This window comes from Desulfobacterales bacterium, assembly GCA_028704555.1.
Taxonomy (GTDB): domain Bacteria; phylum Desulfobacterota; class Desulfobacteria; order Desulfobacterales; family JAQWFD01; genus JAQWFD01.
The window spans coordinates 1-17,758 of the sequence record JAQWFD010000035.1 but is presented as its reverse complement, the minus strand read 5'-3'; the positions used below and the strand labels follow the sequence as shown (position 1 = coordinate 17,758).

General features: G+C 48.6%; 13 protein-coding genes. All 13 read right to left on the bottom strand.

Annotation, left to right across the window (positions count from 1 at the left end; all coding sequences use genetic code 11):
* Positions 1–195: 195 nt before the first annotated feature.
* Positions 196–354, bottom strand: coding sequence for a hypothetical protein (locus PHQ97_12410; GenBank protein ID MDD4393536.1), 159 nt, complete (start codon positions 352–354; stop codon positions 196–198).
* A 31-nt stretch (positions 355–385) separates the two neighbouring features.
* A complete protein-coding gene (gene nrfD / locus PHQ97_12405; protein MDD4393535.1) occupies positions 386–1,618 on the bottom strand; it encodes a polysulfide reductase NrfD in 1,233 nt (410 codons plus the stop codon).
* Positions 1,619–1,687: 69 nt separating this feature from the next.
* The gene (locus PHQ97_12400; protein MDD4393534.1) at positions 1,688–2,497 is read right to left on the bottom strand and encodes a 4Fe-4S dicluster domain-containing protein; all 810 of its coding nucleotides are present in this window, start codon (positions 2,495–2,497) and stop codon (positions 1,688–1,690) included.
* 18 nt (positions 2,498–2,515) lie between these two features.
* On the bottom strand, positions 2,516–4,798 hold the full coding sequence (locus PHQ97_12395; protein MDD4393533.1) for a molybdopterin-dependent oxidoreductase: 2,283 nt from the start codon (positions 4,796–4,798) through the stop codon (positions 2,516–2,518).
* A gap of 76 nt (positions 4,799–4,874) precedes the next feature.
* Positions 4,875–5,489 (bottom strand): cytochrome c3 family protein, encoded by a 615-nt coding sequence (locus tag PHQ97_12390; GenBank protein MDD4393532.1) that lies wholly within the window; start codon positions 5,487–5,489, stop codon positions 4,875–4,877.
* Positions 5,490–6,421: 932 nt separating this feature from the next.
* Entirely contained in the window at positions 6,422–7,261 is an 840-nt protein-coding gene (gene ccsB, locus PHQ97_12385) for a c-type cytochrome biogenesis protein CcsB (GenBank protein MDD4393531.1), read from the bottom strand.
* A gap of 30 nt (positions 7,262–7,291) precedes the next feature.
* Positions 7,292–8,482, bottom strand: coding sequence for a methyl-accepting chemotaxis protein (locus PHQ97_12380; protein ID MDD4393530.1), 1,191 nt, complete (start codon positions 8,480–8,482; stop codon positions 7,292–7,294).
* A 101-nt stretch (positions 8,483–8,583) separates the two neighbouring features.
* Positions 8,584–9,954: a cytochrome c biogenesis protein ResB gene (locus PHQ97_12375; protein ID MDD4393529.1), complete on the bottom strand. Its 1,371-nt coding sequence runs from the start codon at positions 9,952–9,954 to the stop codon at positions 8,584–8,586.
* Between the two features lie 319 nt (positions 9,955–10,273).
* Positions 10,274–11,170, bottom strand: a complete 897-nt coding sequence (locus tag PHQ97_12370) for an HAD family hydrolase (protein ID MDD4393528.1) — start codon at positions 11,168–11,170, stop codon at positions 10,274–10,276.
* A gap of 200 nt (positions 11,171–11,370) precedes the next feature.
* Positions 11,371–14,292, bottom strand: coding sequence for an insulinase family protein (locus PHQ97_12365; protein ID MDD4393527.1), 2,922 nt, complete (start codon positions 14,290–14,292; stop codon positions 11,371–11,373).
* A gap of 407 nt (positions 14,293–14,699) precedes the next feature.
* Positions 14,700–15,086: a hypothetical protein gene (locus PHQ97_12360; protein MDD4393526.1), complete on the bottom strand. Its 387-nt coding sequence runs from the start codon at positions 15,084–15,086 to the stop codon at positions 14,700–14,702.
* A 680-nt stretch (positions 15,087–15,766) separates the two neighbouring features.
* Positions 15,767–16,993 carry an MFS transporter gene (locus PHQ97_12355; GenBank protein ID MDD4393525.1) on the bottom strand — a complete coding sequence of 409 codons (1,227 nt, stop codon included), beginning with the start codon at positions 16,991–16,993 and terminating at the stop codon, positions 15,767–15,769.
* 440 nt (positions 16,994–17,433) lie between these two features.
* Complete coding sequence (locus PHQ97_12350) at positions 17,434–17,619, bottom strand: hypothetical protein (protein MDD4393524.1); 186 nt, start codon at positions 17,617–17,619, stop codon at positions 17,434–17,436.
* Positions 17,620–17,758 lie beyond the last annotated feature (139 nt).

Below are 17,758 nucleotides of genomic sequence, written 5' to 3'. Positions count from 1 at the left end.
ATTATCTATATTCAGATTTAAGGTCTCAACAAGAATAACTCCAGTTCTCACCGAAGCCCTTAAATAATCGATTCCAACAGATTTACTTAAAAATGCACTATATATGAACCTCAAACCAACTGGCAATAAAAAAAGCGCTGCCTCATCCCGCCGGTGGTGGGAGAAACAGCGCTCTTGATGGTCGCTGTACGGTATTTAATGGCTGTGGCTGCCTTTTCCTTTCATGGTATCGATCGCGGCTTTGACAATACAGTAGGTCATGCCAAGAACGATAATGGAAAGCGCGTACCAAAGTCCGCCATGGAATACGTAATGTGCCATGTCCCATACCCACTCAAACGAAAACGGAAACATGTTCTATCCTCCTTGTATCTGGAAGGTTACGCTATCGATTCAATTCCTTTTCCTGAGGAAATATCGGCAAATAGCGGAACGACAACATAATCAGGATAATGCCGTAAGCCACCGGCAATATCGTGGTGGCATATTCCTGCCAGCTGGGCGCATACAATTGCCACGACTCCCAGGGCAAGGTCGGTACCGCCATAACCTGCAGCACCATGACCCATCGGTTAAAACTGACACCGATAACCCCAAGCAAAATGGCGATAAAAAACAGAAATGAATTCTTGCGGCCTTTTTCCGTCAGCAGGATAGCGGCCGGAATAATCCCGCCAAGGACCAGTTCGACAAATAAAATCCACAGCCCATACTCAGGATTATTGGAATAAAATTCCTTGAATGTAAAGCCCCTGGCCGGTGCGGTAACAAACGCCCAGTAAAGGGTATCAATGATCTTGGCAACGATATAGGTGCCGATCATCCATCCGGAAATTTTACCCAGCAACTCATAGACATTCTGCTTGACCAGTTTCTTGCCGGTTATCCATTCGGTTATTTTTGTGATCAGCATGGTAAAAGATGGCCCGTAGGCCGCTGCTGACCAGGTAAACAGAAAGAATGTCCACGGCCAGATCAGAATACCTTCTCTGTAGGCAAACGGCCGGCCGAACAGCACACCGGCAACGCCGCCGAGAGATCCCTGATGGAAAAATGACAGAAACGCGCCGGTTGCGGCGAACACCGCCATAATCTCATGCATGTTGTGCCCCAGATTATGAAAAAACGGAACCTCATCAATTTTTCTATTTTCAAGAATCAGCGGCAAATATTCAATCGTCAGAATGGTAAAATAACATGACAGGCAGAATGCCACTTCGGTCAGCATGGAGTGAACATTGGCATGCCAGAAAATGAACCAGGATCTCAGTGGCTGTCCAACGTCTATCGCCAGAATCAACAATGCGGAGCTGTAGCAGATAAAACCGATGACAACCGCGTAGTTGATGATGTTTTTCAACTCATCCTTCCCGACAATATACCTCAGGAATCCGGTGAAAAACGCACCACCCCCCAGCGCGATAACAGCCAGATCCGCCCAGATCCACAACGCAAACCCGTAATAATCATTCATGTTAGTCTGGTTAAGTCCCTTGAACCAGCACAGAAACATGGCATACACACCCCACAGCAATACAATGCCGACCACAACGATCCAAAAGGCAAATGTTCCCAGAGAACAGCGTTTAACGCCTTTGGGTATTAATTCAGAATCCATACGTTATGACTCCTCAATGTCTGCAGTTGCTTGTAATCGTCAAGTACTCCGGAAAAAAAGCAACCAATGTTAACGCATCGTCTTGAGTTCTTTTTCAAGGTAATTATCGCCCTGTTGTTTCACCCACTTACGGCTGGTCAGATAATAGACCTTCGGATTTGTCTGCAATCTTTCAAGAAGCCGGAAAGCATTAGGGTTTTTCGGGCGTCCACCATGATGGCTGTCAGGCTGAACCATCTGGTGAACCGCATGCTCGGGATTATTTAAATCCCCGAATGTAATCGCACCGGCCGGACATGCCTGCGTACAGGCTGTCTGATATTCGTGTTCTTCGAGTTCCTTACGGCCTTCGGTTAAGGCTTTGTCCTTGGCCAGCTGATACCGATGAAAGCAAAAGCTGCATTTTTCCACCACGCCCCGCATCCGGGGCGATACATTCGGACTCAGATATCGTTCCATTCCTTCGGGCCATACCGGATCCCACCAGTTAAAATATCGTGCATGATACGGACAGGCTGCCATGCAGTACCGACATCCAAAACATCGCGTATAGATCTGGCTGACGATCCCGGTTTCATGGCTGTAGTCGGTAGCGGTTGCCGGGCACACCGACGTACAGGGAGCCCCATGGCCCGTTCCCTCACAATGCATGCAAGGCCTTGGAATATAGCATATTTCAGTATCGGGATACGATTTTCCATTGGTTATTTTGTAAACCCGCATCCATGTGATGCTTTTGAGCCTGTCAGTTTCATCCTCCTTGAATGGCACATTATTTTCGGCCATACAGGCGACCATGCAGGCTCCGCACCCCGTACACTTATCCAGGTCTATGACCATCCCATATTTTTTAGCGTTTTCATCGTGTTCTTTTTTCATCAGAACCTCACTTATTTATTAAGCTTTGGCCAGTTTTGCCCTAATTCCCCAGGCTGCATCAAGACCGGACGCCGGATCTTCCACGGGACCGATAAGCTCATTCACATTGAACCCTTTTCCAGCCAAATAACTATCATAGGCCGTATGACCCAATCCGGTGGGCATTGCAATGATGCCGGGCATCAGGCCCTCAAACAGATGGACTTTAACCCTTGCCTCTCCCTTGGGAGTCGTCACCGTTGCAAACGCTCCTTCAACCCATCCAAGCGTTTTTGCCGTTTTCGGATTGATCTCAATGAACCCGTCATTTCCCTTGAGGATGGTATCATCGAGCGTTTTGGTCATAAACGGTGGATTCCCGATGTAACCATTCGAAAGGCGTGTTGTATCGTAGGGAATCAGCACCAGCGGATAAGATTCGACATCGCCCTCGCTTTCAATCGCCATATAATGGGGCAGTGCCTGCTCATCCTTGCGCAAGGTTTCAGATAATCTGGAGACGAAAAATTCAAATTTTGTCGACTTTGTCTCAAAGGCCTTATCGAGCGATTCCGGGACATACCCCTCGTCAATCCAGAACCCGTTTTCAACCAGTGCGTCCCATTTATCTCCCAGGGTTTCCCGCAGGCAGACCTCATAGCTGTCCCACGGGAACGCCTCCGCGACACTTCCCCCAAGGGCTTTTGCCATAAGCAGTATCACATCTCCCACATGCCGGGTATCATACAGGGGTTCTATGACCGGTTTTGTCAAACCGATAAAGGGCCTGTTAAATCCGACGGGTGACGGGACATCTTCATATCGCTCAAGATACACATGACTGGGAAGAATCAGATCTGCATTTGCCGCGGTTTCATCCATGTAGGATGAAAAACTGACCACAAACGGGATTTTCTCAAACGCCGATTTTACGGCATGGGTGTCGCGCATCTCGTATAAGGGATTGACTCCGGACACAAACAACAGCTCCAATGATTGACTGCCGGATGCAATCGCTCCGGGCAGCCGGTTCAACAGGGATTTTACAAGCGGATATTTATCCGATCCCGCCCCATCGATCCTGGATGCTGTCAACCCTTTTCGGGCGGCCTCATCTAACTTCACTTCCGGCCACCGGATATAATCAGGGGCCGGAACCGCCCATATGCCACCTTTCTGATTGATATTGCCCACCAGGGCATTGAGCGCGTGAACAGCCATGGCTTCATGAAGGCTGACGGGCGTATGACCCTGACCGCGTCCGCAGATGGCCACCGGTTTGGATGCGAATGCAAAACTTCTTGCCAGATGGGCAATCGTCGACTGAGAAACGCCGGTTATTTTTGAAACCTGATCCGGAGAATAATTGCCGAGGACCAGTTCCTTGAACCCCTTGTGATGATTTTCGCCTTTTTCGTCTGTCCAATCAAAAAATCCATAGGCAAAATTATCGATAAATTTCTGATTGTAGATCCCCTCCTTGATGATGACGTATGCCATTCCCAGAGCGAGAACGCATTCAGTTCCGGGATTTACGGGAATCCACTTGTCGGATTTTGCGGCCGTATTGGAAAGACGCGGTTCAATCTGGACCACCTTGACCTTGCGTGTTTTCCAATCGCTGTTGGATTGAAACATCCTGACGGGCGATCCCCAGCCATCAATGATGCCGCTTCCGAAACTCAGAATAAAATCGGAATGTTCAAAATCATATCCGGCGGTCGGCTTCCCGCCCTGCATCAGCTGCATCGCCATTTCATAAGATGTTCGGGAAGAAGCCGGACTCATGACATTGGGTGAGCCGTAAGCGGTCATAAACCGATCGAAAAGACTCGGCAGGGTTCCCTGCTCTGAGCCCAGAATACAGCCGGCCTTCTGCGGTTGACCGCCTGAACGCAGCGAAGCTAATTTTTCCACAACCGTGGATACGGCCTCATCCCATGATATTTTTTCCCATTGGCCATCGCCCCGGTTTCCGGTCCGCTTCATCGGTGACGGAATCCGGGTAGGCCCATACAGCAACTGAGTCCCGGACAAACCGAGAATACATATTCCCCCGTCATTGACGGGACAACCCTTCAACCCTTCAATTTTAACCACCCTGTCTTTGATCCTGCGTGCTGTGATTCCGCATCCGCCGGGACATAAAGTACAAACCGAACTGACGTATTCGGCCTCTCCGTCCTCAGGCACAGGTGTCCACGACCAGTTTTGAGACCAAATAGAGATATCATCCGTCAGCTTCCAGGGCAATGGGGAAAGAGCGGTACCCGCGGCACCGCCAGCTACTAATGACAAAAAACTTCTTCTGTCTATTTTCATAGATTCTACCCCTTAACTCGAATAAATGCCAAGATTGTCAGCAAATTAATAATGGATCAGTTAAAGATGTCTTCCGTTACTTGTGGCATACAAAACAGGCATCTTTTCGGCCGGGCGTCTGCTCATGGCAGCCGGCACAATCATCCATTTTCATACTGTCCCAGGTATTTTTGTTAAATCCCGAAATATTTTTTCCCCAGATGTCACGACTGTATCCCGTGATGCGATTTTCTTGATATACCCTGGAATTTGTCGATTCTCCAATGGCTCCGTGACATGTTGCACATTCCATTTCCGCCGTTTTGACATGTGCGGCATGGGAAAAGAATACGCAATCCGGCTGCCTGGAATATACCAGCCAGGGGACTTCCTTCCCCTGAGCAACATATTCCTCCACAAATTTCGTCTCTTCGGGATTTTCTCCCTGAACTTCTTCATGGCAGTCAACACATTGCGCGATCTTCGGTACTCCGGAAAAACTTCCATCTTCTCGGAAGAAATGACAGCTCTCACAACCTGAATCCACTGAATTTACGTGAAGGGCGTGATCAAAATCAATCGGCTGCTTTTTCTTTGAGTAAAGCAATCCTGGAAAAATAACCCATCCCACAAAAAGACTGGCCGCTAACCCGAGAACAAAAGACAGGAAAATTACTCCGCTGGACTTGCCTCCCTGCTTTTTTTCATCCATGATTGACCCCTTTTGTTTTTCCTCCAATTTACTTTTAAAATTGGTGAGCCTGTTATTGGTCGACTTCACATTTCATCGATAACCAATAGTTAACAAACCGTTACCCAATCCAATAAATCAAAAAACAAAACTTAAATATACTTTCCCGGTTCTCTGGAGAAAGATATATTTTTTTTGTTTTTTTTCCACCTTATTATATGTCGTATAACTGTTCTGATGAGAAGTTCAAATTTTTTCAGCAATAGATGTTTCAGTACATTGTGATTACATTTTTGTCAATGAAAATTCTAACCCAACGATGATCTTAACCCGCACACCACCGGATTCAATATTCATAAAATTTTAATTGTCGTGGGTAAAAAAATGCTGCATCAAATGCAGCATTACTACTATCTGATTCAAAATAAACCAAATTCTCCAGTCTGGAACTCAACTCACTGCCAGACGGAAAAGTTTTGTTCAAGACGGACAATTCTAATTTCGGACCGACTGAGTCAACATCCGTAAGCGGCCCGGTATGGGTTCCGGCACAGGAAACGCGATCCAGAAAAATGAACTCCGCATTCCAGCAGGACAAACGCAAAATTTGGCAAAAAAACAAACATTTCCGGATGGCATCCGATTGTAGTCTGAAAATATTTCGACGACTTCCTTCCGATAACAAGGCTGGGACCAAAATGATTCAAACCGGTTGTGCGCACTTTGTGCGGAACGGGCGGGTGGGCAATGATTATACAGGTGGCTGGCGGATGGATATCGGTTTACTGCCTCAGGCACTTATCTTTGAAACAAATGAAAAGTTTTCTTTAAAGCGGCCCCGGGGCGCTGGAAACAGAAAACCGGCGAAACCCATAAAATTCCGCCGGCCCCATATCAAACAGATACGAACGCGTTTTCATCGGTTGAAAAAAAATTTCATGACCGGAAGCTGCCTAAAACTGCCCGTAACTGTGGAGACCCGGCAGCAGATTAACTCCGAAATAGGTAAACAGCACGGCCATAAATCCAAAGATGGAAAGCCAGGCAATCCGTTTGCCATGCCATCCTCTCATCAATCGGGCGTGCAGCAGGGTGGCGTAAATAAACCAGGTGATCAATGACCAGGTCTCTTTAGGGTCCCATGACCAATATGTACCCCATGCGGAATTGGCCCATACGGAACCGGTAATGATCCCGATCGACAAAAACAGAAAACCGAACATGATCATCTGGTAGGTCAATTCATCCAGAATATTGGTATCCGGCAGATGGGAGATCAGACGCCCCGATTTATCGGATTGTCTGCCCTTAATCAGAAACATGATACTGACGCCAAAGGCAATGGCAAACGCGGCATATCCGAGAAAGCAGGCAAATACATGGGCAATGAGCCAGTTGCTTTTTAACGCAGGCACCAGGGGCTGAATCCGGTCGTTGATATTTGGGGCCAGAGAGGCATAGGCCATTGCCAGAAATGCCAGCGGCGCGGCAAATGCGCCAACAACCCTGTTTTTATATTTCCATTCAAGTACCAGGTATATGGCGCCGATCATACAGGCAAAAAAGACAAGGGATTCATATAAATTGGAAAGCGGTGCGTGGCCATAGCCCAGCTGGTAGGACTCGATCCAGCGCAATATCAACCCGAAAAAATTCCCGACCACGGCGACCCATGCAATCAGTGAGGCCAGTTTACCTGCGACGGATTTTCTGAAAATCCAGGCCACTATATAAAAAATTGCGGAAAAGGCATATGTAAACGTAACAAGCGACAATACATGCGAACTGTTCATAATGAATCCTTACCTTTGATGATATCCATATCAAAAATCTTTGAAATCATCGTCATCAAACGGGATAATATCTTCAGGTTTTGTCGATTTTTTCGGAAGCGCCGGTCGTTTAGTCGATTCTGCCGGTTTTCTCTGCATTTCGAGACGCTGAACAGCAGCGCGCGGGCCCGTCATCCCGGGCCTGACATCCTGATCTATTTCCTCCTCCAGACTCCCTTTCACCAGCGCAACCAGCTTAGCCACCATGTCTTCAATCTCACCTGTGTGCGCTTTCATCGTCACAGAGGCGGACGCTGAAACCTGGACGTCCGACGTGTTCTGCTGGATAATTCTGTCCATTTCGACCACGACTTTGTTGATCTGTTCGATCCCGTCCGCCTGCTCCTTTGAAGCAGTCGCTATCTCGGCTACGAGTTCACCCACTTTGGCATCGCTTTCGGCCACCCGGCAAAAGGCTTCATTGGTTTTAGTCACAAGATATGAGCCCTTTTGAATTTTCTTGACGGTCCCCTCGATCAGAGTGGATGTATTCTGGGCAGCACCCGCCGCTCTCATGGCAAGATTACGAACCTCATCCGCCACCACGGCAAATCCGGCACCGGCTTCTCCGGCACGTGCCGCCTCTACGGCAGCATTAAGCGCCAGCAGATTGGTCTGAAAAGCAATTTCATCAATTGTTTTAATAATTTTTGACGTCTCTTCACTGGCTTCTGAAATATCTTTCATGGACCGGGTCAGCTCAGACATTGTATCGTTTGCCTGCTGAACCACGCCATTGACCTCTTTCATAAGAATGTCGGCCTGGCAGGCATTATCCGAATTTTGCTTGGTCATGGAAGATATTTCTTCCAGAGAAGAAGAGGTTGCTTCAATCGATGCGGCATGCAGCGATGCGCCTTCAGCCAGAGACTTGCTGACTTCCGTCAGCTGATTTGAAGATCCTGTCAGGTGACAGGCACTTTGGCTGAAGCCCTCAACGGCATCCCTCAACGGATTGAAGAACGTTTTTGAAAACAGCAGACCCAGACTCACGAACGCAATCAGCCCAATGCAGCAAAGAATACCGGACTGATAAAAGGCAACCGACGTAACGTCCAACAGAGAAGAAACGGTTTGGGAAAGCGAATTCGCATCAGATGTCCGCATCAGTTCGAGCTGGCTGGAAATCTTATGCAGAAAATAGATATTCGAACCGCTCAAGATAGCAACAATCAGCAACATTGCCCCCAACCCAACCAAAAATTTAGATCTGATTCCAAACTGCCTGAACATATCCGTTCCTTTCGGATTTCATCAACAAGTTGAATACAATTCAGCCCCATTCAAACCATGGCAGCCAGCTTCTGTGCGATTTGACTGATTTTGGTTTTCAGTCCCAGTTTGTTTTTATTGGATGTGCCAGCCACCATCACTTTACTTTTCTGACCGGCTGAGCACACCTCAACACAGATCCGCTGATGGGACATGAAAAATGTCACAAAACAACCGATAATCATTGTAATAAAGCCCAAATAAACCAGAAAAACCCCCGGGTCCCGAACGACCTGAAGGCCGGTATAATATCTGGAGATATAATCCGAAACCGTAACACTGATTTCGCCTTTTCTCATTTTATCAAAACTGGGGAATTTTAACGGCAGCCCGACCTGCACCGCGTTGGCCGTATCCGGATTGAGTGTTCCGACGAATGCTTCACCCAGATCACGGCCCCGGAACAGAAAAGATTTTCTGTAACCATTCAAGACAAACGTTCCCATTCCCTCCGGGATATCGACCTTCTGACCGATAACCATCTTCTCCTTGTACCCCATGCCCGTCTGGTTACTTGTAAAATTTAATGTGACTTCCTTTGGGGCATATGTGCCGTAGCTGGACTGATAAAAACTTATACCGCCATAGCGTAGCGGATCATTGACAATGACATCTTTGGTTAAAACGGTCTTTGCGTTTTCGATGACAGACAGTGTGGCGCGGTATTCTTTCGGTGAACCGGTATCATAGAAACTGACCTTGAATTTATCACACCGCAGTCTGAAACCCAACGGCCGGACTTCCTGACTTCCCTTGAGTCGGACTTCCTGAACGGTCTCGCCTTCCGGCAGATTGACAAACCCGTCGAACCCGAAGATAGAACCGATCAGCCCGCCTACCAGCAGCATGACCACACTCAGATGGACTACATATACCCCGAGTCTGACCAGACGGCCTTTTTCACCGAATATGCAAAATCCGTTTTCCTGATCTTCAACACGACAGTAAGAAAATTTTCTGGAAATATACGGTTCATATATAGCTCTGAGTTCATCAGGTGAACGATGAACGGAAAATTCTTCTTTATCGGAAATACCTCTGAATTTCGAAGCATTAAACGGCGGGACCTTTACAAACAGAACCTTCCATGTGGAGGAAAGCCGATTGATCGAACACACAATGATATTCATGGTCAATATAATCATCAGCAGCTGAAACCACCACGAATGGTACATATTGAAAATATCCAGCGCTGAAAATACCTTGTATAAAACAGGGCCATATTCCTGGAAATATGCGGATGGACTCTCATTTTGAGGAATAATCGTACCGACGATGGATGTAGCGGCCAGGGACAGAAGAACAACGACGGTCAGCTTTATCGATGCGAAAAAAGTCCATATTCTGCTTAAAAAAGTGACCGATGATTCTTTTTCACTCATCTTATATCCTTTCTTGCCATAATCATTTCAGTACAATACCAAATCATTTTTTCAGAGGCAACAATAACGAATTAAAAAAAATACTATAAATAAAAGCATATGTATATGCTTTTTTATCATTTTTTCAACGTCAGATATCACTACTCCCGCACCCCCCATCACCCGAAAAATCACAAAAAGGCAGATGCTCAGCACGGCAGGCCGGAGTAATGAGAATCAATTCATCACAAAACGCAAGGGGGTAAAGGAAGGAAGGATTTTTATCAGGCAGCAACGGACAGGTCTGGAAGCAAAGGGCCGGCTGGTCAAACGCGGCTGCTCAGCGGATGCATTGGATCGGATTCAGGCCTAGCCATCGGTTGACGGCTTCGGTCACACCGGCATTATCATTGGAGGCGACGGAAGCAAAACGCCGTTTCAAATCTTCCGGCGCATTGTCAACCACATAACTGGCACCGGACCACAGCAGCAGATCCATATCGTTATAATCATTGCCCACGGCCATCACGTATTCGGCATCGATTCCCAGCTCGGATGCCAGCCAGGCGGTCGACAGACTTTTTGAAACATTTTTAGGAAAAACCTCGATCCACATCGAGGCACCATCAAGGGGAGAGGTCGTCCGTATGACATTAAACTCGTCCAGCTGCTCCTGTATAAGATTAAATACCTTATCCCCCATGGTTTCAGGAACCACCGCAATTACTTGAGCAGCCTGATCAAAGGGGGCAGCATCTGAATCAAGGGGCCAGCATACCTCATGATAAAGCTCGATCCGCCTGACGAAATCGGGGTTTGGACCTTCAGGCTGGTGATAAGCAAACAGATGATTGTCCGGCGCCCCGCGGTGCACCATAAAATGCAGCCGGTGCTGTTTAAATACCCGGATAATGAACTGAACTTCCCGTGCTTCCAGATTAACGGACCTCATCATTACCCCTTCAGGATATTTTAATATGGCAGCCCCGGTTGAAAAGATAATAAAATCGACCGGCAGCGGTCTATCGACACTGCGGCTGAATGAATACAGGGACCGGCCGGTCGCAATGGCTCGTACAATCCCGTATGTTCCGAGGTCCTCCAGCGTTTTCAGATCATTCGAATGGATGGTCCCGTCTGAACGCATCAGCGTTCCATCCAGATCAGTAACGACCAGGCCAGTTGGATGCATTTGACCACGGCGTGCTTCAGGTTTTATGACCTCGTTAATAATCATCGTATCCTCTCAAGGACCCAAATCAGCCCGGACGTTACTAATTTCACATCTGTTTGTAATTATCAGCTTATGATATTCTTCACTGTTTTGTTTATGCAGCGATGAGGTTGGCGTATACACGGACACAACCGCATTTTGCCCAAACCATGGCCGGCAAATCCCCCCGCTGAGATGAACCGGATACACAATCGGCTCAATACTCAGTCCCGATCCGGGGCAATGATGACAATTGCCGCTCTGGAATTGTCCAGATACGTCTTTGCCAGTGCTGTCAACTCGTTTGAAGCAATGGAAGCGTAATCGTTTTCCATGGTCCGGCTCCACTCAAGCTGCTGAGGATACCGATCCGATTCTTTCATGACACTTTGCAGCCAGTACTCATTGGTTTTGCGAAGGTCTTTGATACCGGTCAGAGAAGGTTTCAGCGCCCGCATCAGCTCATCCTGCGTAACCCCGTTTTCTGCAATACGATCTATAATCGCCTTGATCTCAGACTCGATCTCGGTTACGGCCTCCGGCGCAACGGTAACCATCACATAAAATACGCCGTAGCCCTTATAGACCTTGCTCGGGATATTATAAGCGACAGGGGAATACGCGGCCCCCAGTTTTTCTCTTACCGTTTCCCGCAGCCGGTCCGTAACGACTTCATCCAGAACGGAAAACTGGCGGGTCCGGTGGATATCCAGAAAATCCCCGGTCGGATACGCCACGATCACCAGGCTCTTGGGAATTTGCGTCGGCACTCCGACGTGGCGCTTTTCTCCCTGGGGAAACCGGGGAAGGCTATCCCTGATCGGGCGGGGATCAGATTTTTTCCGATCGGAAGAACCTAAAAACAGCGACGCGGCCTGTATTACAGCCACCGGATCTTCAACATCACCGACCACGGAAATTTCCAGCTCATCCTGCCTGACAGAGGGCAGAATCCAGCTTCGTACATCCTCGAGCGTAAGCATTTTAAAAGCATCAGGAGACGGCAACCCGAAACGTGAATCGCCTCCGGCCAGAAAACGCTTCCCGGACAGGGTCATGGCACCGTCAACCGAACTGGACAATTTCTCATACGTCTGCCGGAACCGCTCCATCACCAGAGATAAGGCGTCCGGTCGAAACCCGGGATCATTCAGGTAGGCATACAGTATCTGAAACAAAAGAGGGATTTCTTCCGATACGGTTTTACCTTCCAGCACAAAGCAGCCATCCTCAACGCCGAACGACACATACGTCCGTTTTCCGGCCATGGCACGTTCAAACGTCTCTTTGTCGAGACCGCCGAATCCGCTTTCATTGATCACATCCGCTGCCAGATAGGATAAGCCCGGTTTATCGATGGGTTCGGAAGACCGCCCCCTTCCAAAGCACACACTGACCAGAATTTCATCCGCTTTAAAATCGGTCTGTTTCAGATTCAGGCGGACTCCGTTTTCAAAATCAACCTGAACGATGCCCAGGTCTTTTATTTCGCGCTTTCGCAGAATTTTTCCCGGCTGTTGAGGCTCAGGCAGATAGGGAAACGTCGCCGTCTTTATTACCTCCGGCTTTTCAACCGGAATGGCAGCACTGCCGGCATAGGCTTGACCAATGCGGTTTTCCGCCGGCTGCACACCGCCCAATTCAACATTTCCGGTAACCATGATCAATCGGTGACCGCGATTCCATGTGGCCTTGAATGCCTCATGAACCTTTTCCGGCGTCAGAGACTCAATCAGTGGTCTCAACAGAGCCTGCCGCTGAGCGGGCGATTGAAAGACCCGGTTATTGTTCAAGCTGCTGATAAGCCGTCCGGCTATCTCCCGGCTGTCACGCGTAGAGGCGGTTTTCACCTCGTTTTCGAGATTTGACAGATAGTCCTTCCTGACCCTGTCAAGCTCTGACTGTGTAAAGCCGTATTCAATCGCCTTTCTGAGCGTCTGTTCGATAATGCCAAGGGATTTTTCCCAGTTTTCCGGACTGCACTCGGCCGATATTTCGGCAGAATCAATTTGTTCCAAAAAAATATAAGATCCGATGGATGCGGATGTAAAGGGGGTATCGGCCCTGCGCATCAAGGCATCTAGGCGGTTCTGAACGATCTGATCGGCAAGGTCCCCGATCGTCAGTTTCCGCTGAAGGTCTTCAGAATCTGTCTCCAGGGAAATGATATCCGATACCCCCAGTCTTACGGATGTTTTTCCGGCTTCTTTTTCATAATGATAAAATATCTTATTGCCTTGATGATCAAACTGACCCAGCGCCGGGTCCCCGGCAGTGGAACCGGCTGGCTTAATACCCGAAAATGTATCTTCGATCAGGGAGGCCGCAAGGGTGGTGTCGATATCTCCGACCATGACAAGCATCATCTTGTCGGATCGATACCAGGTATCATAAAACCCCTTCAACAGGGCCCTGTCCGCATTCTGGATAACGGACTCTTTTCCGATCGGAAGCCGTTCAGGCACTATTGTCCCGGGAAGTTCAAACCGGATACTGGCCTCAAAGGTCCGATAGGATGCAGAATCCCTCGTCCGTTTTTCCGCCAGGATCACCTTTCGTTCCCGGTCGATTTCCGATTCGAGCAACAACGCCCCCCGGGCATAATCTTTCATGACCAGGAGACCTTTTTTCAGGCTTTCACGGTTTCCATCCGGCAGGAGAATATCATAGACAGTCTCGGAAAATCCGGTATGGGCATTGGCATCAGGACCAAATTGCATTCCGATGCCCTGAAAATATTTGACAAGCTCACCCGGCTTAAAGTGTTCGGTGCCGTTAAACAGCATATGTTCCAGAAAATGAGCGACGCCCTGCTGGGAATCGGTTTCATGGATGGAACCGGCCTGAATATTCAGGTGCATGCTGACCCGGTCTGCGGGCTTTTGATTTTTCATCAGCACATATCGGAATCCATTGTCCAGACGCCCGAAAACCAGTCCGGGATCAGGCTTCAGATCGCTGATTTCCTGAGGCCACCATGGAACCGACTGTACTGCCGGCGCAACCCCGTCTGTGCTACGGGCCGCAACCGATGCAAGGCTCTGACTATCCGGATCAAACGCATGGGCCAGAAAAAAAACGGCTATTGAAATAACGAACCGGGACAACATCTTCCGGACAAAAGGACGGAACATATGGTTAAGCATAATCACTCCTCTACATGAATTTTTCAGACTGGCACATCATTTACGGCATATTCGAACACATTTTTGTTTACAACATAAGGCCGGATACTGAAAAAGCAACACCTCCCCGCAAGAGGAATCGGTTTCATGCCCTACCGGCTGTATGTTCTGATAACCGCATCGGATAATAATTGAAACCGCCTTATCAGCGACGGTGGAAAGTGTCTGAAATACTGTTCGGATTCAGGGAAAATAAAAATTTTTATCACATGAATGCATTTACGATGAAGAGATGCGCCTGGCGCAGAAGATCAAAACAACCGCCCGTTATGAATCGGCGACGGTCGACACGTTTATGACGGTTGAATGAAATTTTATGTGGTGCGACGGTATCGACATGGCCGTAACCGATAATTCTGCCGCTTCCGTTACACTTTTATATAGAGACCGCGGGATTTGGCGATAATTTTTCCGTTTTTCGTCAGCTTGTAAAGCGCATTACTGATCTGGCGGGGATCGAACAGGGTCTTTTCTCTCAGTTTGGCGATACTGGCGCCTTTTTTACTTCGTTTGATTACATCATAAACTGAATCAGTCACCTTTAATTCTTTTCCGTTTTTCGTCTTTTTAGCCCTGTCTCCCAGGTCTTTCGATTGCTGGATCACCGACAACACATCTGAAAGAGCAGTTTCCGACTCAGCCGTCAGGGGTGCAATGTGAATCTCTTTGATCACGTTCGAAAGGTTTTCTATTTCCCTGGAAACGGCTGACAGAGATTCGGAAATGGATCGTATCTGATCCTCCAGCAAATTCATGTGCATCCTCCATATGGTTAATCTTATTAAAATGATGTCAGGTATTTTGCGGTGCACTAATATATACGCGGTTAAATGTCAATAAAATTACTGACCGGATCAGCCCTGCGGGCGGGACTGAGTAGCACTATCGCTGGCGGGGCACTTCGTTTGAGGAAAAAGACAAGATGCAAGACTCTTTTATCTTATGGCAGACTCAAAGAAGCAAAGCTGCCGCCACTCAGTTTGTAACATACTGATAAAATCAGTTAGAAAAAGATCAACACCAATGGAAGAATTGATCTGCCTGAAAAAGATCATCACATTCTCCCTGGACAGCGACCGGTGTGTGGGCTGCGGCATGTGTCTGATCGTATGTCCCCACGCCGTGTTCACGATAAAAAAGGCCCCGCTTGCAGCGGTTCCGGATGTTGTTAGTGTCTTATCCCTCAAACTCTGTCAAAAAAAACAAAAATTTTCCCGTTATAGTTACCGCCCGCTTCGCTCGAGACGCGAAGAACGCAGAGCCTCGAAACGGTGGTTTTGGTCTCTGCGAGCTCTGTGTCTCGAAAGAGCGAAGCGAACGGGCGGTAGAAAATTAAAGAGTTTTTTGTAACGGCAATTCCATGGAAATTGGGTTGCGGGCACGGACCGCATTAGATCCATAGCCCCTTTCTTTTCCCCACGCACTTGGGCTTGAATCAAATTTTCTGTTTTCCGGACAGAAAAACCACCATCATCCCTGTCGCAACTGCTGCAAGCCCTGCCCCTGTCATAAAGGCAATACGGGGGCCGAGTTCCGCCCAGAACACACCGAACAGAAGGCTTGCCGGCAGCGCTGCCAGCCCCACCGCCCCGTGATACAGGCCATAGGCCCTTCCCCTGTATTCGCATGGCACATAATCGGCTACCAACGCTCTTTCCGCTCCTTCGGTCAGGCCGTAATAAAGGCCGTAAAGCGCCAGCAGCCCCCACAGGCACCATAATTCCGAAAGAAAGGCCATGCCGGCATACACCAGAATATACACCCCCCATCCGGTTACAATGGCCGGCCGGCGCCCCCAGCGATCAGACAGCATTCCACCCGGCACACTGAAAACAATTTTTGAAATATGCAGCAGCACCCACAGGCCGATCACATGTCCCATACCCAGATGAAACCGTGTCCGGGCAAAAAATATCAGGAAAAGGTCTGAACTGTTTCCAAGGGTAAATACGGTCACCGATGCAAGGTAAAGGTAAAACCGTTTGGGCAGGCGCAAAGAGGGGCAGTCCGTCAGGGTACCTACAGCCGGAGAATTGTTTTTCTGAGGAATCTCTTTGACCTTTCCCAGCAGGGCGGCCATGGCAGCAAGCCCCGGAATCAGGGCGATACCGAACAGCCACCGGAGGGCCCGGATTTCCTCAGGCGATGCGAGGGCATCTTCCCGGCTCCATAAGCCATGGCCCAGAAAAGCATAAAGTATTCCTGTCGCAAGTACCGGTCCGATGACTGCTCCGGCATGATCCATGGCCCGGTGAAAGCTGAAGGCCAGCCCTCGAACCCGGATATCGGCCGAGTCACTGATCAGGGCATCACGGGCAGACGTGCGGATGCCTTTTCCCACACGGTCCAGGAATCTGAATGCGATCACATGCCACCCGGCCATTGCCAGCGCCATCAGCGGCCGGGCCACGGTCGAGACACCGTAGCCGAACAAGACGACCGGCTTTCGCTTCCCGGTGGCATCGCTCAGCCGGCCGGACCAGATCTTTAAAAGGCTCGACACACTTTCAGCAACGCCTTCCATCAGACCAATATAAATCGCGGCGCTCGAAACAGATACCAGGCCTGTAAAAAAAACCGGCAGCAGCGGATAGATCATCTCGCTGGAGATGTCGGTAAAAAAGCTGACCACCCCGAGCATCAGGACATTTCCGGACAGCACTGTTTTCAAACCGTTCTTTTTACTACCGTCATGCATGTTATTCGATCACTGGCCTCCGGTTATCATCAGGTATCGGTCAATACCGCTGTCATGCGCATTGGTTTACCCGCCGGCATACTGCCGGCATTTTCAGTAAATTTCAGCTGCCCGCCCGAAGAAAAAATTGACAGCCAAACAGCTCCCAAAATGAACCGCTGATCCAGCACCCTGATTTCACAATTTTCAAATCAATTTCATGAAGTTCAAAAATATTTTCCCCAAAGGGCTTATCCGGCAACTGTCATGCAACCGACTTCAACACCTGTTAAACAGCATCCGCCGGGACCCCGAATTTGCAAAGGGACATTTTACCATTGGCAACCTTGACCGGGTTGAGGACAGATTAACGCGGAAATTGGATGGATAAGCGCAGGCCTCAAAAAACCATTCATGGATGGAAGCTACTTTGAACTCCGGCCGATATAACGGATGATGAGACGAACCAGGCATGATACGAGAACCGATCCGCTCATCACCACCAGAAGCACCGGCAGCCACAGGTATCGATGACAGGGATCATATTCACGGGCTACCGAAATACCTGTAAGGCCAAAAGCCACCACCAGGCACATAAATCCCGTCAACACCAGGTAAAAGCTTTCGGATTCATACCATGGAAAAATAATTTTCCGATAAACCGGACTTTTTTTAAACCGTATGCCCCCCCCACGGACCCCACAGAACCATCATGCCAGGGCTTCACAAAAAAGCCCGATTCATCCATTT